The organism is Bradyrhizobium sp. STM 3562 (assembly GCF_045571435.1).
In the GTDB taxonomy this organism is placed as follows: Bacteria; Pseudomonadota; Alphaproteobacteria; order Rhizobiales; family Xanthobacteraceae; genus Bradyrhizobium.
On sequence record NZ_CP120694.1, the window covers coordinates 6,792,649 to 6,809,679 of the forward strand.

General features: G+C 65.0%; 17 protein-coding genes. 1 reads left to right on the plus strand and 16 read right to left on the minus strand.

The window, feature by feature from the left end; all coding sequences use genetic code 11:
- Window positions 1-72 precede the first annotated feature (72 nt).
- The 14 genes from P6U23_RS31365 to cbiE form a co-directional block, all read right to left on the minus strand.
- Entirely contained in the window at window positions 73-891 is an 819-nt protein-coding gene (locus P6U23_RS31365) for an aldo/keto reductase (protein ID WP_407176235.1), read from the minus strand.
- A gap of 325 nt (window positions 892-1,216) precedes the next feature.
- Complete coding sequence (locus P6U23_RS31370; protein ID WP_407176236.1) at window positions 1,217-1,666, minus strand: hypothetical protein; 450 nt, start codon at window positions 1,664-1,666, stop codon at window positions 1,217-1,219.
- 161 nt (window positions 1,667-1,827) lie between these two features.
- Entirely contained in the window at window positions 1,828-3,069 is a 1,242-nt protein-coding gene (locus P6U23_RS31375) for an ABC transporter substrate-binding protein (RefSeq protein ID WP_407176237.1), read from the minus strand.
- A 62-nt stretch (window positions 3,070-3,131) separates the two neighbouring features.
- On the minus strand, window positions 3,132-4,550 hold the full coding sequence (locus P6U23_RS31380; RefSeq protein WP_407176238.1) for a M20/M25/M40 family metallo-hydrolase: 1,419 nt from the start codon (window positions 4,548-4,550) through the stop codon (window positions 3,132-3,134).
- 224 nt (window positions 4,551-4,774) lie between these two features.
- A protein-coding gene (locus P6U23_RS31385; protein WP_407176239.1) for an IS630 family transposase occupies window positions 4,775-5,723 on the minus strand; the annotation gives its coding sequence in 2 pieces (ribosomal slippage) (window positions 4,775-5,386 and window positions 5,388-5,723; 948 coding nt in all).
- A 346-nt stretch (window positions 5,724-6,069) separates the two neighbouring features.
- Window positions 6,070-6,507 carry a c-type cytochrome gene (locus P6U23_RS31390; protein WP_407176240.1) on the minus strand — a complete coding sequence of 146 codons (438 nt, stop codon included), beginning with the start codon at window positions 6,505-6,507 and terminating at the stop codon, window positions 6,070-6,072.
- Window positions 6,504-8,099, minus strand: a complete 1,596-nt coding sequence (locus P6U23_RS31395) for an NAD(P)/FAD-dependent oxidoreductase (RefSeq protein ID WP_407176241.1) — start codon at window positions 8,097-8,099, stop codon at window positions 6,504-6,506. Before P6U23_RS31395 ends, P6U23_RS31390 begins: the two co-directional genes overlap by 4 nt.
- A gap of 123 nt (window positions 8,100-8,222) precedes the next feature.
- Window positions 8,223-9,278, minus strand: a complete 1,056-nt coding sequence (cobT, locus tag P6U23_RS31400) for a nicotinate-nucleotide--dimethylbenzimidazole phosphoribosyltransferase (protein ID WP_407181650.1) — start codon at window positions 9,276-9,278, stop codon at window positions 8,223-8,225.
- Between the two features lie 22 nt (window positions 9,279-9,300).
- The gene (gene cobF, locus P6U23_RS31405; protein ID WP_407176242.1) at window positions 9,301-10,050 is read right to left on the minus strand and encodes a precorrin-6A synthase (deacetylating); all 750 of its coding nucleotides are present in this window, start codon (window positions 10,048-10,050) and stop codon (window positions 9,301-9,303) included.
- Window positions 10,051-10,097: 47 nt separating this feature from the next.
- The gene (locus tag P6U23_RS31410; RefSeq protein ID WP_407176243.1) at window positions 10,098-10,775 is read right to left on the minus strand and encodes an energy-coupling factor ABC transporter permease; all 678 of its coding nucleotides are present in this window, start codon (window positions 10,773-10,775) and stop codon (window positions 10,098-10,100) included.
- Between the two features lie 39 nt (window positions 10,776-10,814).
- Complete coding sequence (gene cobA, locus P6U23_RS31415; RefSeq protein ID WP_407176244.1) at window positions 10,815-11,540, minus strand: uroporphyrinogen-III C-methyltransferase; 726 nt, start codon at window positions 11,538-11,540, stop codon at window positions 10,815-10,817.
- Entirely contained in the window at window positions 11,537-12,874 is a 1,338-nt protein-coding gene (locus P6U23_RS31420; RefSeq protein ID WP_407181651.1) for a cobyrinate a,c-diamide synthase, read from the minus strand. Before P6U23_RS31420 ends, cobA begins: the two co-directional genes overlap by 4 nt.
- On the minus strand, window positions 12,874-13,656 hold the full coding sequence (gene cobM / locus P6U23_RS31425) for a precorrin-4 C(11)-methyltransferase (RefSeq protein WP_407176245.1): 783 nt from the start codon (window positions 13,654-13,656) through the stop codon (window positions 12,874-12,876). Before cobM ends, P6U23_RS31420 begins: the two co-directional genes overlap by 1 nt.
- Window positions 13,653-14,846 (minus strand): precorrin-6y C5,15-methyltransferase (decarboxylating) subunit CbiE, encoded by a 1,194-nt coding sequence (gene cbiE / locus P6U23_RS31430; RefSeq protein ID WP_407176246.1) that lies wholly within the window; start codon window positions 14,844-14,846, stop codon window positions 13,653-13,655. The genes cobM and cbiE overlap by 4 nt, the downstream gene beginning before the upstream one ends.
- Here cbiE and P6U23_RS31435 point away from each other — a divergent pair.
- Window positions 14,845-15,594, plus strand: a complete 750-nt coding sequence (locus tag P6U23_RS31435) for a cobalt-precorrin-6A reductase (RefSeq protein WP_407176247.1) — start codon at window positions 14,845-14,847, stop codon at window positions 15,592-15,594. The genes cbiE and P6U23_RS31435 overlap by 2 nt on opposite strands.
- Here the strand turns inward: P6U23_RS31435 and cobJ are convergent.
- Together cobJ and P6U23_RS31445 are read right to left on the minus strand one after the other, a co-directional pair.
- Window positions 15,570-16,301 carry a precorrin-3B C(17)-methyltransferase gene (cobJ, locus tag P6U23_RS31440; protein WP_407176248.1) on the minus strand — a complete coding sequence of 244 codons (732 nt, stop codon included), beginning with the start codon at window positions 16,299-16,301 and terminating at the stop codon, window positions 15,570-15,572. The two genes, P6U23_RS31435 and cobJ, sit on opposite strands and share 25 nt — an antisense overlap.
- On the minus strand, window positions 16,298-17,029 hold the full coding sequence (locus P6U23_RS31445; RefSeq protein ID WP_407176249.1) for a precorrin-2 C(20)-methyltransferase: 732 nt from the start codon (window positions 17,027-17,029) through the stop codon (window positions 16,298-16,300). Before P6U23_RS31445 ends, cobJ begins: the two co-directional genes overlap by 4 nt.
- Window positions 17,030-17,031: the final 2 nt, after the last annotated feature.

Sequence of the window (17,031 nt, forward strand, 5' to 3'; positions counted from 1 at the left end):
CACGAGAATGGCCCCGCAAGGGGCCATTCTTTTTTGCCCTTTCCCGTCATTCGCCATGACGATTCTTGGCGGTCAATCCCACGCTGGCGCGAAGCCGGGACTCACAAGACGCTTGTCCTTGGGCAAGGCCGCGATCGCCTTGCGATCCTCGTCGTCCAGAGTCAGCTTCAGCGCGTCGAGATTGGCCCTCTGGCTTTCGCTGCCCGAGGCCTTCGGGATCGCGGCGACGCCGTTCTGGTCGAGCAGCCATTTCAGCGCCACTTGTGCGGCGGTCGCATTGTGCTTTCTGCCGATCCTCATCAGCGTCTCGTCGCTCGCGGCGCGGCCCTGCGCCAGCGGGCAATAGGCCACCAGCGGAATGCCTTTGGCGTCGAGATAGTTTTTGACTTTCGACTGATCGAGCATCACGTGATACTCGATCTGGTTGCACGCGATCGGCGCCTTGATGTCCTCGACCGTGGTCTTGAGCAGCGCAAGGGTGAAATTGGCGACCCCGATCGCGCGGGTGCGCCCTTCCTCTTTCAGCTTCATCAGCGTCTCGAACACCGCCGTCAGGTTCATGCTACGCGACGGCCAGTGCACGAGATAGAGATCGGCGAAGTCGAGCCTGAGCTTTTTCAGGCTGGCATCGAACGCCCTGCGGATCGCATCCGGCGCGAGATTCTCGTGCCAGACCTTAGTGGTGACATGCAGCTCGTTGCGGGCGATGCCGGCACCCGCAATGGCGGGCCCGATCGCGTCCTCGTTGGCGTACATTTCCGCGGTGTCGATATGGCGATAGCCGAGTGCGAGCGCGCTCTCGACCGCGGCGCGGCAGACGTCGCCCTGCATGCGATACGTGCCGAGCCCGAGCCGCGGCAGGCTGATGCCCTGGGTTTGCAGATGGTCCATGTAAACTCCTGAAGCGATGCTGGCGGGCGCGAGCCGCCGCCGACGGGCAAACGAATATTGGGTGAAAGCATCGAGATGGCGGAACCGCCGCAGGCAGATTGCCCGGCGGATCGGCCGCAAAGCAAGACAGCCGGTTTCAAGATGTCGCGACTGCTTTGCTCAACCCGTCATCCTGAGGAGGCCGCGAACTGCGGCCGTCTCGAAGGATGCACGGCCCATCTGCTGCAGCGGGGCCGTTCATCCTTCGAGGCGAGCTCCGCTCGCGCCTCAGGATGACGGATCAACTTTGTCGCTTGCCTCAAACTGCGCGGACGCGCGCGATCTATCAGCGCCAGGCGCAGATGCCGCCGTTGTCGGGGTTGCAAGGCCATTTCTGGATGCGCGTATCCATGGCTTGTGCGTTCAACGGATTGCCATGGCGCTGGGCGAGGTGAGCGCGACCCGCGTCGCGCGGCTTGCTACGTGCCTGGGCAACCCGGCTCGCGCGATGCGCAGGCGACTTCAGCTCGGCGCGAACGGGCGCGCTCTGGACGGGCTCGACCGCCACTTTCCTCGGCTGGGCGTTTCGCGAGACGATACCGGAGGGCTCGCTCCTGGCCTCGACCGGGACTTGCGCGAACTCGCCTGGCGGCCCGAGCCGCTTCGGTGACAGCACGGCCTTGGACAGATCGAGGCTCAGGAACTCGTCGGGCCGATAATCGGCCGCGCCAGCGGCGCTGCCACCAAGCAGCAGCGCGGTGCCGACGAGAACCGGGACAACAGCTTTCAGGACCATCCTGGCCTCCCGAAACACGGCAAATACGGGCATAGAGACTATGCCCTATCTAGGGACCTAAACGCCCATTTCCAGCCGGTGGATTGGCCGCTAAGGTTTTCCGCGCGCTGTCGTTGCAGCCCTTCATTACACGCATTGTCCCACCGAAATGCGGGCAACGATCAGTTCGGTCGATCCTGACCCGTGGTCCCCACGAAGGCGCTCTCGATCACCTCGCCTATCGGTTGCCAGGTATAGCCGTCGAATTGCACGAGCCGCATCTGTTCGATCGGACGGTAATCGCTTGGCCCGGTGTTGATGGCGATGCCCGGCAGCAGCACCGAGCTTTGAAAGCGATTGAGCGAAGCCGCCTGGTGCATGATGTTCTCGCGCGAAAGATCGTCGCCGCATTGTCGCAAGACCTGCGCCATGGTCTCGGCCGCCGCATAGCCGAACACGGCGTTGCCGTCGGCCTTGTCGCCATCGGGATAATATTTGTCCATGAAGGCCGACCAGGCTTTCATGCCCGCATCGTCCTTCCAGGCGGGATCGCTGGCGTCTTTCAGGAAAGCCGTCGAGATCACCCCGATCGAATTCTCAAGCCCTCCAGGCCTCAGCGCGTTGGCGATCGAGGCCGACGCGTTGTCGAGCAGCAGCACCGGATGCCAGCCGATGTCGTTCATGCGCCGGATCGCCAGCGCGGCGATTGGTGGCGCCACATCGAGCAGCACGATTTCCGCGCCCGAGCTCTGCAGCACCTCGATCTGCGCATCGACCGATTTCTCCGACCCGTCGACGGCGATATCGGAGACGATCATGCGCGCGGTATCGCCCAGCCCCTCCTGCAGCCCGCGAAACATATCGCGGCCGAACTGGTCGTTCTGCCAGAGCACGGCGATCCTGCGCTCCGCATAGGAGGCCTGGATGTAGTTGGCATAGATGCGCCCCTCGGCGCGGAAGGTCGGCGGAAAACCCATGGTCCAGGGGAAGGATTTTGGCCGGCTCCATTCCTCGTCACCGGAGGCGATAAAGAGCTGCGGAATCTTGCGCTCGTTAAGATAGGGGCGGACCGCGAGGTTTTGCGGCGTGCCGAACGAGCCGAACATCAGCCAGACCTTGTCGTTCTCCACCAGCTTGCGGGTCTGCTCCCGCGTCGTCACCGGATCGGCGCTGTCGTCATAGGAAATGAAGCGCACCTTGCGGCCGTTGATGCCGCCGTGCTCGTTGATCATGTCGAAATAGGCGGCTTCCGCGCGGCCGATACTGCCGAACGCCGCGAGCGGCCCGGTATAGGGCATGACATTGCCGATACGGATCTCGTTGTCTGCAGCGGCACCGGCGGGGGCCTCCTCGGCCATCGGGGCGCCCGAAGGCGAGGCCACGAGCAGCAGCATCGCCGCGATTTTCTTCAGATTGAGCCGCATCGCCGCCAACCTCTGTCCGGCCTTTCGACCGGACCACGAAAGAGTTCCGCCGCATCGGCGATTTAAGATACGCCACCCGACAACATTTTGACCAGGCGATAGAGATATTCCTCGCCCTCGTAGAAGGATTTGACGGGAACCCGCTCATCCCGACCGTGGGCCCTGATGTCGTTGATGTCATTCGCCATGCCGGAATGGCCATAAGTGGGGATACCGGCGTTGCGTAAGTAGCTACCGTCCGTGGCGCCCGTGCTCATCACCGGCAGTACCATCGCGCCGGGCCAAAACTCGCCCGAGAGCTTGGCGATCGCGCCCATGATGTCCTCGTTCATCGGCGACGGGGCGCTGAGCACGGCCTTGTCGGCCTGGACGACGGTGATCTGGTCGTCCGCAAGCACGCGCTCTAACGTTGTCTTGACCTCCTCTACCGCTTCGCCCGGCATGATGCGGCAATTGACCTTTGCCGTGGCCAGTTGCGGCAGCGCGTTCACCGCGTGACCGCCTTGCAGCATGGTCGCGACGCAAGTGGTGCGAAGCTGGGCGTTATAGGCCGGATTGGCCGAGAGCCGTCCGACCGCCCCGGGATCCGGTTGATCCGCCAGCAGCGTCCGCATGTCGGCGGCGGTCTGCCCGCCTTCGATCTGCGCGAGCCCCTTGAAATAGGCGCGCGTGGTCTCGTTGAGTTTGACCGGAAACGAAAACTTCGACAGCCGCACCAGTCCTTCGGCGAGCCGATAGATCGCATTGTCCTTACGCGGCACCGAAGAGTGACCGCCGCGGTCGCGGACCTCAAGCTGATAGCTGACGGAGACCTTTTCGCTGGTCTGCACCGCGTTCCGGATCGCCTTGCCGTCCTTGAGGCCGACGCCGCCACCTTCATTCAGCGCGAATTCCGCATCGATGAGGTCGCGATGGTTCTTGAGCAGCCATTGGATGCCGAGCGCATTGCTATCGAGGATCTCCTCGTCCGTCTCAAGCGCGACGATGATGTCGCGATCGGGCTTGAATCCCTCCTGCCTGTAGCGGATCAGATTGGTGACGAAGGCCGCCGCCATGTATTTGTCGTCGCTGCTGCCGCGAGCGTAAAAATAGCCGTCTTTTTCGGTGAGCGTGAATGGGTCCACCGACCAGTCCTCGCGCAGCGCCGGCACGACGTCGATGTGAGCCAGGAGCAGGATCGGCTTGCGCTTGCCGGTGCCGCGCAGCCGCGCCACCAGATTGCCCTTGTGCGGCGCCGGATAGAACACATGCACGTCCTCATCCGGAAAACCCGCCGCCTTGAGCCGCGCCGCCATCGCTTCCGCCGCCTTCGCGGTATCCCCGGTCGCGGTCGTGGTATCGATCTCAACCAGCTCCTTGTAGACCTCGCGGGCGAATTGCTGCTGCGGGGTCAGTTCGTCCGCATAGACGGCCCCGGCAAAGCAGAGTGCAAGCACAGCGGTGCAGACAAAAGCGAGCTTCTCATGGCCTGATCGATACATTCCGCTCTCCGGCGTTTGGATTTTCTGGTCGTATTCAGACCCACTGAGCCGGCTTTAGCAAGACAGGTTTTCATGGGAGCAGCCGGCGATTGCGCGTCCGCACGAAGGCGCGCCGGTGAGCCGCGCCCGCGCCGACCTCGTGATCGAAGAGGCCAGGCAATGGCTTCCTCGGGGCCAACCGGGGGCCGGCTGGGGCCCGTGCGATTACCAAGCGCTAGAGCGTTTCACGTTTTGATGGAAGCGTATCCGGCGTTTTCGAAGTAGTTGCTGCATTCGTTGGGCTGGATGGTTGTGACGAGGCTGCCGATATGGCGGCAAATCTCGTCGATGGTGCGCTTCTGGGCGGTGCGCATCCAGTGCTTGATCTTGGCGAAGGTCTGTTCGATCGGATTGAGGTCCGGCGAGTATGGCGGCAGATACCAGAGCCTTGCGCCGGCGGCTTTGATCAGGCCGCGCAGGGCCGCCGACTTGTGGTTGCCGAGATTGTCCATGATGACGATGTCGCCTGGCCGGAGCTGGGGGACGAGAAGCTGCTGAACATAGGCACGGAAACATTCGCCGTTGATTGGGCCGTCGAACAAGCAAGGTGCGGTGAGGCGGTCGCAGCGCAAGGCGCCGACAAAAGTCAGGGTGCGCCAGTGGCCATGTGGCGTGAAGCTCCGCACCCGCGCGCCTTTTGGCCCCCATCCGCGCAATGGGGCCATGTTGGTCTTGATCCAGGTCTCGTCGATAAAGACCAGGCGCCGAGGGTCGAGCTTGGCCTGCCATGAGCGCCAGCGCTGGCGTCTACGCGCGACGTCGGAGCGAGCCCGCTCGAGGGCGAGCAGCGTTTTTTTTGAACCGCAGCCCTTCGCGGCGCAGAAACAGCCAAACTGCATTGTGGGAGACCTTAACCCCTCGCGCGGCGAGTTCGTCCTTCAAGGCATGCAGCGTCAAATGCGGCGTCTGGCTAATCCGTTCCCTGATGAAGGCGCGATGCGGTTCAAGCACCGGCTTACGGTGGCCGCCTATCTTGCCAGGCGCTACCGAGCCGGTCTGGCGATGACGCTGCGACCACTTCACCACGGACGACACCGCAACGCCAAACCTCGCTGCGACCGAACGACAGCTCTCACCCTTCGCAACCGCCGCAACAACACGCTTACGCAGGTCATTGGAAATTGGTCGAACCATCGGATGCTGGCCTCCAGTCCCAGCCAGCATCTTGAATCACATTCGCCCCAAAACCGGAATCCCTCCCGATTCAATTAAGCTGTGAACCGCTCTAACTCTGCCGCGCGAATCCGATTGCGGTGCCTGCGCCCAAGTGATCGCATCCGTCCATTTCAAATCGATCGATTGCAGTGAGGTTATTACGATGCTTGCCGAGAAGTTTTTCCTCGTGCTGGAAACCCTCCGAAGCCACGCCGACGACCGGTCCGTGGTCGTCAACCCCGCTTCGCGGTACATTCCAATCAAGCTGCCGCCCGCGAAATAGGGCGAAGGCGAGTTTCTCGGTCCAGGTTGCGCCGAGTTGCGGCTAGCGCCGCGCGCTGTGCACGTCCGCGGGCGCGACCGCATCCTGATAATTGTTGCCGAAATGCGTGCGCAGATAATTCACGACCGCCGCAATCTGGTCGTCGCTCATCATGTCCGCAAAGGACGGCATGCCGCGGCGACCATTGACGACGAGATCCACCGCGTAGCCGCCGGCCTCGAGATTGCGGTCGGAGGCGAGCGATGGATAAGCGCCCGCTCCGGTCGCGCCCAGGGCATCTCCCATGTGGCAACCGCGGCAGACATTGACGTACAACTCCTCGCCGCTCATCTCGACAAAGCGATAGCCTGAGCTGAATGTACGGTTCTTGAGAATGGGCCCATCGTCCTCGGCGCGTGTGCCCTGACCGCGCAGCAGCACGAGCAGCGCGATCGTCGCCAGAGCAGCATGCGGCAGCGCCTTGGCGCTCGAACGCCTCATGTCTTCACCACCCGCTCGTGCAGCCGGGTAATGGCATCGAGCGAGGACAGGATCGCTCCCTCCTGCCACGCCGGCAGCGCGGAGGCGTGCTCGCCCGCAAGCACGATGCGGCCGTCCATCTCGCACAGATTGCGGTAGTGCTGGGTGCGCGCATCGTCCGACCAATCACCGCTGCAGCCCAGCGTGAAGGGTACGCGATGCCAGGCCACCGCGATGCCGTTCTCGAATTCGGATTTGTACTGCGGGTGGATCATCGTACCGAACTCGACCGCGCGCGCCACCCGCTCATCCGGCGGCATCGCGGTGAATTCGTAAGTGTTGGCTCCGTCGAACAGATAGGCACCGAGCAGCACGCCCGGCCCGATCCTGTTATAGCCGCTATTGGGATAACCGATTTGCCGGATCGGTAAGTCGGTGTAGCTGATGCCGCCATAGATGGCATCGTCCTCCTCCCAGAAACGCCGCCTGAACTGCAGCCCGATCTTCACCGAGCCGGCATAGGGGACCGCATCGATGGCCGCTTTCATCGCCGCGCCGGCATTGACCTTGAGCTGGCTCAGGATCGACAGCGGAATCGTGCACACGCACCAGTCGGCACGCGCCTGCAACGGGCTCTTCGGGTTTTTCGTATCGACATAGGTCACGGTGACACCGCGATCGTCCTGAAGAATTTCCGTCACCCGGGCGTTGTAGCGGATGAGGTCGCCGACCTGCTTCGCGAACGCCTTGCCGATCATGTCCATCCCGCCGACGGGCTGGAACATGGTGGTCTGGAAATTGTAGTTGGCGAAATTGTGCAGATAGCGCCAGAGCTGCGACTTCAAGATGTCCGACAAGCCCACGGGATCGCTCGGCAGCGGCATTGCCGTAAGCCCGCCGCCGGGCGCCTCGGCATAGCCGCGATATTCGGACGAGACCAGGCTCGCGCGATAACGGTAGTCGCGGTCGAGCGCGCCCCATGAACGCAGCGCCTGCAGGAGAATGTCCTGATCCTGCTTGGAGACCACTTCATCCAGCTTGCCCTGGCTCGTCACCTTCGCCAGCAACTCCGAGACCTGCCCCTGGAAATCGGCCTTCACCCAGCGAATCCGCTGCGGCACGCCGCCGAACGCGCGCGAGGCATGAAGATAAGCGTTGTGATTGAGCTGGATGAAGGGCTCCAGGGCCACGTTGAAGCGCTTGCAGTAATCGAGCAGCGCCCGGTGGTGATAGGGAATGCGCCACGGCCCCGGATTGAGATAGAGACCATCGTCGAATTTACAGGTCTGCTTGAAGCCGCCGAGCTCGACGAAGCTGTCGCCGCCGCGCAAGGACCAGTTGCGGCCGCCGGCGCGATCATTGAACTCCAGCACCTGCACCTTATAGCCGACCTTGCGCAGCTCGAACGCAGCGGTCATCCCGGCAAGTCCCGCACCGAGAATGAGCACGGAGGCGCCCTTGGGATCGCCTTGCAGCCTGATCGGCCCCTGGTAGCGGGATTCGGAGGCAAACCCCAGCGCCGTCATCGCGTGATACATCGCGGCGCTGCCGGCCATCGCTCCGATGAGCGAGAGCAGATCGCGTCGTCTCACCCTGAGAGGCTCGTCCGGCATCCTCGTGATCGCCCCCGCTTCCGGGCGACAAAGGAAACGACTGACATGGCCGCTGTCAAGAAAGCGGATGATGCGTGCCCCGCATAACACGCGTTGTTGATCTCACGAGAGCGGCCCGCGACGTCAGGCTTTGCGGTCAGGGACTGCAGCTTCGGCAAAGGTCGCCATGCCGTTATGCAGGGCACAGGCGAGCCGCAGGATCGGCAACGCGAGCGCGGCGCCTGAGCCCTCGCCAAGTCGCAAATCGAGATCGAGGAGCGGGCGCGCTTCCAAGGCGTCCAGCACCAATCGATGCCCCTGCTCGGCCGAACGGTGGGAAAATATCAGATAGGGTCGGCAGGATGGATTCAACCGCGATGCCGCCAGTGCTGCGACGGAGACGATGAAGCCGTCGACCAGCACCGGAATACGCTCTCGCGCGGCGGCGATGATGGCACCGGCGATGGCGGCGATCTCAAGACCACCAACCGCGCACAGGACGCGCTCGGGAGAGCTGCCCGCTGCTAGCCCATGCAGCGCGATCGCGGCGTCGATCGCGCGCGCCTTGCGCGCGCGGCCCTCAGCATCGACACCAGTGCCGCTACCGGCGATCATGTCGGCGCTTATCCGCAGCAGCGCGGCGGCAATTGCCGCTGCGCTCGTGGTGTTGCCGATGCCCATTTCGCCGAGAATGAGCATGTCAGGTTCGCCGCTCGCCGCACGCGCCACCGCGCGCCTGCCGCAATCGAAGGCGAAGGCGAGGTCCGAAAGGTCAAGCGCGGCCTGTCTGCTGAAATCGCGGCTGCCGCGCCGCGGCTTATCGGTGACAATGCCCGGCATCGGCGTCTCTGCGAGCGTGCCGGCATCGACGACTTCCAGATGCGAGCCCAATTCGCGCGCCAGCACCGAAATTGCCGCGCCGCCGCCGGCAAAATTGGCCATCATCGCAATCGTGACTTCTTGCGGATAGGCCGAGACGCCCTGCGCGGCGATGCCATGATCGCCGGCAAAGACGATGATCGGCACGCGCGCGGCGCGTGGTCGCTCCGTGCGCTGCAGAGCGGCAAGGTCGATCGCCAGCGTCTCGATTCGGCCAAGCGCGCCACGCGGCTTCGTTAGCTGGTCCTGACGGGCGCGGGCGGACTCTCGATGGCTCGCCGAGACATCGGGGCATTTTTCGTAAACCCATTCAGGAAGCATATCGTCCCGCATTCGAAAGCCCTCAGCCCACACGCTTCAAAATGTAGCTATCCATGATCCAGCCATGCCGCTCCCGCGCTTGCCGCCGTGCGGCAACGATGGTTGCCCCCACCTCCGCGAGCGCGCCCGACAAAATGATCTGGCCCGGCATGCCGAGATAGGCGCCCCACCAGATATGGAGGCCCTCAGGTTCAAGCGTCTGGAACGCGGTGCCGCCGTCGAGCATGACGACGACGGTATCGACGCCCGCCGGCCAGCCGCCTTCGCGCAAACGCCGTCCCGTGGTGACCAGAAACGGCGCACCGATCTCGTTGAGCGGCAGTGCATGCGCGGCGCACAGCGACTGAATAGCCGTGATGCCCGGCACCACCTCGATGTCAGGCAGCGGATCGAGACGGCGCGCGATGCGCAGGCTCGAATCGTAGAGCGAGGGATCGCCCCAGATCAGAAGTGCAACGCGTCCCTCTCCGCTCAGATGACGGTCGATCTCGCGCGACCACGCCTGCGCGACCGCGTCATGCCAGGCATCGACGCCGCCGCGGTAATCCTCCCGCGCGCTGTCGCGCATCGGCAGATCGAACTCGACCACCTGCGTCCCGCGGTTGGTCAGCACATCGGCGCAAATCGCGCGCCGCAAGTCCGCAAGTTCGGATTTTTCTTCGCCCTTGCGCGGAATGAGGATGAGATCGGCGGCGTTGATCGCACCGATCGCCTTGCGCGTCAGATGCGCAGGGTCGCCGCAGCCGATACCAATGAGGGAGAGCGTGAGCATGGCGGCTTAGAAGGGCGGCCGCATTCGCGGGCCGCCCTTCCCGTTTTCTAGCCGGCGTGATGCAGGCGCGGCGTGACCAGCGCACCGTCCAAGATGCCGCGCAGCGATTTTGCCAGTGCCAGCACCGCGAGATCCACCAGCGGCTCGACCACGATCACCAGCGCGTAGGACGCTCCGAATGTGGCAATCGACTTCAAATTCTCGACGCCAAAGCCAGCACCGTAGAGCGCCCAGAACGCAACCCAGGCGATGATGCCCGCCTGATAGGCACTGGAGAGCGACAGCGCCTGGCCGTAGCGCAGGTCGACATAGGCCGTGTGGCGCGGGATGATGCGTTCGGCCAGCGCGCCGATGGCAAAGAGCGGCACCAACAGCGTTGTCACGTTCATGCCGTATTGCGGCAGGTCGGTCGGCACGAAGAATAGGCCCTGCAACAGGAGGCCCAGCGCAAGGCCGAGCGCAGCCGGCGCGGCGCCAAAAATCAGGAACAGCGTCGAACCGAAGATGAAATGCACTTCCGATACGCCGACCGGAAAATGCGGGAGTATCTGGAAGAAAGTGAACACCGATAACGTGGTCGCGGCCGTGCGCAGCGCAAGCGAGCCCGCGCCCTGCTTGCGCACCGTGTCGGCCGCAAGCCTGAAGGCATAACCCCCGGCGCCCGCGGCTGTGGCATAACTCAACACGATCTTCGCGCCGTTCACGACGCCGGGTTCGATATGCATGGTCCAGTCTCCTTTTGGTGCGGTGGGTTGGTTGAAACGTCAGGACTCTTCAGCGGCGAGCGAGCCGAAGAGAATGATGGCGGTCGCGGTGACGCCCTCCTGCTTGAGCTGCTCGGCGAGCTCTGCAACGCTCGTGCGGACGAACCGCTGATCGGCGTGGCCGATGGATTCCGCCAGCAGCGCCGGCGTGTCGGGCGACAGGCCTTGCGCGATCAGCTTGGCCGCGAGCGCTGGAAAGGTACGCTTGCCCATATAGACGGCGGTTGTGGAATTGGGGTCGGTCAACGCCGCCCAATTGAGATCCTCGGGCAGTTCGCCGCGCACATCGGCGCCGGTGATGAACTGCACGCGGCGCGAGGTGTGGCGGCGCGTGAGCGGAATTCCCGCCGCCGCCGCGGCCGCACAGCCGGCCGTGACGCCGGGGATGATCTCATAGGCAATGCCGGCAGCGCGCAGCGCCTCGATCTCCTCTTCGAGTCGGCCGAAGATGCCGGCATCACCCGATTTCAGCCGCACCACGGCAGCGCCCGTCGCGGCATAATCGACCAGCAGCCGGCTGACATGCTCCTGCTTGGCCGAGGGCCGCCCGGCGCGCTTGCCGACCGAGACCAGCCGCGCGCCTTCGCGGGCGTGATCCAGAATGGCTCCGGAGGCGAGGTCGTCATAGAGCACGACATCGGCCGCGCGCAGCCGCGCCGCGGCTTTCAGCGTCAGAAGCTCGGGATCGCCAGGCCCCGCCGAGACAAAGGAAACAAAGCCGCTCACCTGTCCTCCGCGATGAGATGAAAGAATGTGCCACTGACGTTGCCGCGCCGCGAGCCGGTCTCGGTGACCTCCGCGCCGTTGGCGTCGCGCACGATCGCCAGCGGCGTGTCGGGCTGGGCGAGAATCGTCGCGTAGTGAAACTCGTGCCCGCGGAGCCGCGCGCCGGCAGCAAAGCCCGGCATCGGCGCATGCAAGGCGGCCTTGCGGTAGCCGAGATGCATTTTGCGCTTGGCAAAACTGGTCTCAAGACCGAGCAGCCCCGTCATGTCGTGGCGCATCCCCTCCTTGTCGGTCAAAGCGCGACCCAACACCATATAGCCCCCGCATTCGCCATGCACGGGGCGCGTTTCGGCAAAATTGCGCAAGCGTTTCCGGAAGCGCAGATTCGCGGCAATCTTGCCAGCATGCAATTCCGGATAGCCACCGGGCAGCCAGCAGACATCGGCGCTCTCATCGGGTCCTTCATCGGCCAGTGGCGAAAACGGCACGATTTCGGCGCCGGCCGCGCGCCAGCCCTCGAGAATGTGCGGATAGATGAAAGAGAAGGCGGCATCGCGCGCCAGCGCAACGCGCTTGCCGGGCGGGATGGCGTCGCCTTTGTAGGATGGGTTGAGCGCGGCGAAGCCCATCGCCTTCGGCGTGAGCGCCGCCTCCCCGGCGAGCCTGAGCAATCCATCAAGATCGACGCGCTCGGCAACCAGCCGCGCGGCTTCGCCGATCAACTCGTCTAGTCGCGAAAACTCTTCCGCCTGCACCAGGCCAAGGTGACGCTCCGGCAGCGCAATCGGCGCATGTCGCGGCAACGCGCCGAGCACAGGAATATTGGCGGCCTCCATCGCATGCCGGATCAGGGTCTCATGGCGCGGGCTGGCGATGCGATTGAGAATGACACCGGCGATGCGCACGCCGGGCCGGAAATCACGCAAGCCGCTCGCGACCGCCGCTGCGGTCTGGGCCTGACCTGCGGGATCGAGCACCAGCAGCACCGGCCAACCCATCATCTCCGCAATATCCGCGCTGGCGCCGGTGCCGGACCGGCCCGGCGTCGCCACGCCATCGAACAGGCCCATCGAGCCCTCGGCCAGCACCAGATCCGCATCCTGACCGCGAGCGATGAGCCCCTCAATGGTCTCGCGCGACATCGCCCAGCTATCGACATTGACCGAGGTCCGCCCCGTTGCTGCGGCATGAAAAGCGGGATCGATATAGTCGGGGCCGCTCTTGAAACATTGCACGGCGATCCCGCGGTCGCGAAAGGCGCGCGCCAGCGCCAGGGTCAGCGTGGTCTTGCCGGTGCCGGAGGCGGGCGCGGAGATGACAAGCGCGCGCGGCATCATGCACCTTCCGGAAAGCGCGGCGCGGTGCCGACGGGCCGGTAGCGGCGGTCATAGTCGGCCGCATAGAGCCGGCTCTCGGCAAAATCCTGTGCTTGCAGCGTGCGGCCAACCAGGATGATGGCGGTGCGCTCGAGCTTTTCGCCAATTGCTGCGTCGAGCGTGCCCAAGGTGGCGCGCACGATCGTCTCATCGGGCCAGCTCGCCCGCCAGACCACGGCCACCGGACAGTCCGCGCCATAATACGGCAACAGCTCCGCGATGACCTTGCCCAGCACATGCACCGAGAGGTGGATCGCCAGCACCGCGCCGGTCGCCGCGAAGGCCGCCAGCTTTTCTCCATCCGGCATCGCGCTCGCACGCCCCGAGGTGCGCGTCAGCACCACCGATTGCGCAAGCCCCGGCAGCGTCAGCTCGGCCTCTAGCGCGGCCGCGGCGGCGGCGAACGACGGCACGCCCGGCGTGACGGTGAAGGGAATGCCGAGCTCGCGCAGCCGGCGGAGTTGCTCGCCCATCGCCGACCACACCGAGAGATCGCCGGAATGCAGCCGCGCGACGTCCTTGCCTTGCCCATGCGCGGACCTGATTTCATCGATGATGGCATCGAGCGACAGCGGCGCGGTGTTGACGATGCGCGCGCCTTCCGGGCAGTGCGCCAGAATTTCCTGCGGCACCAGGGAGCCCGCATAGAGGCAGACCGGACAGGCCGCGATCAGGTCGCGGCCGCGCAGGGTAATGAGATCGGGCGCGCCGGGGCCTGCGCCGATGAAATGCACGGTCATGCGCCCTCTCCCTTTACTGCGCGCCATTGCACGATCGGCCGCGACGCTTCCCAGGAACGCAAGCGGCCGAGCGGCGCGGCATGCGAAATCTCGATCCGCATCAGATCACCGCCATGCCTGCCGTGTAATTCCGTAAGCAGCGCCTCGGTGTCCAGCGTCACGGAATGCGCCACGATACGGGCGCCGTTTGCCATCAGCGGCCAGATGGCACGGAACATCACCGCATCCAGCCCGCCGCCAAGAAAAATCGCGTCCGGCTTTTCCAGACCTGTCAGGAACGCGGGCGCGCGGCCCGTAACGATCTTGATCCGGTGCGCGAGGCCAAAGCCATCGACATTGCTGCGGATGTTCGCGACGCGATCCTCACGCTGTTCGATGGCAATCGCAGTTCCGCCGGCCAAGGCCCATTCGACCGAGATCGAGCCGGAACCGGCGCCGATGTCCCATAGCAATTCGCCGCTCCGCGGCGCCAATGCCGAAAGCGCGAGCGCGCGTATCGGCCGCTTGGTGATCTGCCCGTCATGGACAAAGAGATCGTCGGGCAGGCCGGAACAGCGCGGCAATCCGATTCCACCGTCCGCCTCCAGCGCGATCGCGAGCGGGCTCGACATGGACGCACCGACATAGTCCTTCGCCAGAGATTCAGCGATACGCTCGCGCGGCCCGCCAAGCGCCGACAGCGACCATAGGCGCGAGGTGCCCCATCCCCGTGCAGTCAGCCACGCCGCGAGACCGCCGCCCGCTTTGGCGTCACGCACCAGGCAGATGATGCGCGCGCCGCGCGAAAGCACCGGCATCAGCCGCTCGAACGGCGTCGCATGCAGCCCGAGGCAGATCGTCTGCTCCAACGGCCAGCCCAGCCGCGCCGCCACGAGCGAAAATGTCGACGGCGCAGGATGCGCGATCCATTCGTTGCCGGACAAATGCGCGGCCAGACTCCCGCCCGCACCGTGCCAGAACGGATCGCCGGAGGCGAGCACCACGGTCGGGCGTCCACGGCATGCGAGCACGGGTGCGATGTCGAACGGGATGGGCCACGGCTTTCCACGCGCGCCAATATCGGCGAGCCCAAGATGCCGCTCACCGCCGAACACGACCTCAGCCGTCGCAAGCGCCTTTCGGCTTGCTTCCGACAGCCCGGCAAGGCCATCTTCGCCGATACCGATGATCGTCAACCAGGGATCAGACATGACGCGCGCGCTCATTCTGGGCGGAACAGGCCACGCGAACCGGCTCGCGGAGCTTTTCGCGCGCACGCGGATCGATGCCATTTACTCCTACGCCGGCCGCACCAGGATCCCGCTGCCGCACGCGCTGCCGACCCGGATCGGCGGCTTTGGCGGGCCGGAGGGGCTTGCGGACTTCATCATCGCCGAGCGGATCACGCATGTGATCGATGCGACCCATCCCTTTGCCGCCGAGATGAGCCGCAATGCCGTCACGGCCTGTGCCGCGACGGACACGCCGCTGATCGCGCTGGAGCGCGCGCCATGGGCGGCGGTCGCCGGTGACAATTGGATCGAGGCGGCCGACGAGCCTGCCGCCGCGGCCGCGCTGCCCGAGGCGCCCGCCCGGGTGTTCCTCGCCATCGGCCGCCAACATCTCGCCGCCTTCGCCGCAAAGCCGCAGCATGCCTACACGCTGCGCTTTGTCGATGCGCCGGACGGGCCACTGCCGCTGCCCAATGCCGAGGTGATCGTCTCCCGCGGGCCGTTCACCCGCGAAGATGATCGCGAGCTGATGCGTGCGCGTGGCGTCCAGTGGCTTGTGTCGCGCAACGCGGGCGGGGACGGCGCACGTGCCAAGATCGACGCCGCGCGCGAGCTCGGCTTGCCGGTGATCATGATCGCGCGGCCGGCGCTGCCGGAGCGGCGGCGGGTCGAGCGCGCCGAGGATGTGCTGGCCTGGCTTGGTCATGACGCGCGCCTCGGGGCATAGACCCAGCGGCCGACGCGGCGCGTCGCCGAATTGCCGATGATGACCAGCGTCGCCATGTCGGCCATCTCAGGCCTCGCATCGCGCAGCAGCACGGTCTCGATACGCTCCTTGGGCGTCGTCACCGCACGGGCAAAGATGACGATGCGCTCGCCGCAGCCGGCCTCGCGCAATACCTCGAGTGCACGACGAAAGCCGTCGGGCCGGCTCGCCGAGCTCGGATTATAAAGCGCGATGGAAAAGTCGGCTTCGGCCGCGAGCAGCAAGCGCCTTTCGATCACTTCCCGCGGCTTGAGATTATCGGACAGATTGATCGCGCAAAAATCGTGGCCCAGCGGCGCGCCGGCGCGCGCGGCCGCAGCTAACATGGCAGTCACCCCGGGCAACACGCGGATCGTCACATCCTTCGCCGGCGAAGCCTCCAGCGCCTCGAACACCGCGGCCGCCATCGCGAATACGCCGGGATCGCCGGAGGAGACGATCACCACGTTGCGCCCCTCAGCAGCGAGTTTGAGCGCTTCGCCGGCGCGCTGGAGCTCCATGCGATTATCCGATGGATGCAGCCTTAAGCCCTCGCGTACCGGCACGCGCGCGACATAGGGCGCATAGCCCACCACGTCGGTCGCTTCGGCAAGCGCAGCCGAGACTTCCGGCGTGACCAGCGCCGCATCGCCCGGGCCGAGACCAGCGATGGCGAGCGAGCCCGTCATTCGCAAAGCTCCCGGCGCCGCCCGCGCCCATGCACCAGCACGATCGCAAAATAGGGACAATCGTCCGGCTCGATATTCCCGAGCCGCGCAACGCGTTCGCCCGGCATCGTGCCGCGCTCGATCAGCCAGGCTTCCTGCAGCCGGCCGGCAGCGGCGAGCGCGCGGCGGATCTTTGCGAGATTGCGCCCGGTCTTCATGATTACCAGTGCATCCTCGTTGTTGACGCGCCGGGAAAGCTCCTCCTCCGGCAGCGTGCCCATCAGGATCGTCATGACGTCGTCGCCAAGCGCAATCGGCCGCCCCACCACGTTCCAGCAGCCGGCCATGCCGGGAATGCCGGCGATGACGTCGATCTCGGCGCGACCCTGCAACCGCGAATGGAGATGCATGAAGGAGCCATAGAAAAAAGGATCGCCTTCGCAGAGCACGACGACATTGTCTTCGCGTGCGAGCCGTGCGAGCCGGTCGGCCCACGCGTCGTAGAAATCCGCGAGCAGGCGGGCATATTCCTCGCTGTCGAACGCAAGCTCAGTGGTGACAGGATATTCCATCGGATACTCGCAGACGCCTCGCGCCAGCATGCCGTCGACGATCCGCCGCGCCTGGCCCGGCCGTCCCTTCTTGCGGAAATAGGCGACTTGCGTGGCGGCGCGGATTTCGCGATCGGCGCGCACGCTCATCAGATCGGGATCGCCTGGGCCCAAGCCGCAGCAGATGATCCGCCCCATGA

Bases quoted from the DNA above. Each gene is read 5' to 3' on its own strand.
- P6U23_RS31365 (WP_407176235.1), bottom strand. From the start codon at position 891: ATGGACCATCTGCAAACCCAGGGCATCAGCCTGCCGCGGCTCGGGCTC.
- P6U23_RS31370 (WP_407176236.1), bottom strand. From the start codon at position 1,666: ATGGTCCTGAAAGCTGTTGTCCCGGTTCTCGTCGGCACCGCGCTGCTG.
- P6U23_RS31375 (WP_407176237.1), bottom strand. From the start codon at position 3,069: ATGCGGCTCAATCTGAAGAAAATCGCGGCGATGCTGCTGCTCGTGGCC.
- P6U23_RS31380 (WP_407176238.1), bottom strand. From the start codon at position 4,550: ATGTATCGATCAGGCCATGAGAAGCTCGCTTTTGTCTGCACCGCTGTG.
- P6U23_RS31390 (WP_407176240.1), bottom strand. From the start codon at position 6,507: ATGAGGCGTTCGAGCGCCAAGGCGCTGCCGCATGCTGCTCTGGCGACG.
- P6U23_RS31395 (WP_407176241.1), bottom strand. From the start codon at position 8,099: ATGCCGGACGAGCCTCTCAGGGTGAGACGACGCGATCTGCTCTCGCTC.
- cobT (WP_407181650.1), bottom strand. From the start codon at position 9,278: ATGCTTCCTGAATGGGTTTACGAAAAATGCCCCGATGTCTCGGCGAGC.
- cobF (WP_407176242.1), bottom strand. From the start codon at position 10,050: ATGCTCACGCTCTCCCTCATTGGTATCGGCTGCGGCGACCCTGCGCAT.
- P6U23_RS31410 (WP_407176243.1), bottom strand. From the start codon at position 10,775: ATGCATATCGAACCCGGCGTCGTGAACGGCGCGAAGATCGTGTTGAGT.
- P6U23_RS31420 (WP_407181651.1), bottom strand. From the start codon at position 12,874: ATGCCGCGCGCGCTTGTCATCTCCGCGCCCGCCTCCGGCACCGGCAAG.
- cobM (WP_407176245.1), bottom strand. From the start codon at position 13,656: ATGACCGTGCATTTCATCGGCGCAGGCCCCGGCGCGCCCGATCTCATT.
- P6U23_RS31435 (WP_407176247.1), top strand. From the start codon at position 14,845: ATGACGCGCGCGCTCATTCTGGGCGGAACAGGCCACGCGAACCGGCTC.
- cbiE (WP_407176246.1), bottom strand. From the start codon at position 14,846: ATGTCTGATCCCTGGTTGACGATCATCGGTATCGGCGAAGATGGCCTT.
- cobJ (WP_407176248.1), bottom strand. From the start codon at position 16,301: ATGACGGGCTCGCTCGCCATCGCTGGTCTCGGCCCGGGCGATGCGGCG.
- P6U23_RS31445 (WP_407176249.1), bottom strand. From the start codon at position 17,029: ATGGGGCGGATCATCTGCTGCGGCTTGGGCCCAGGCGATCCCGATCTG.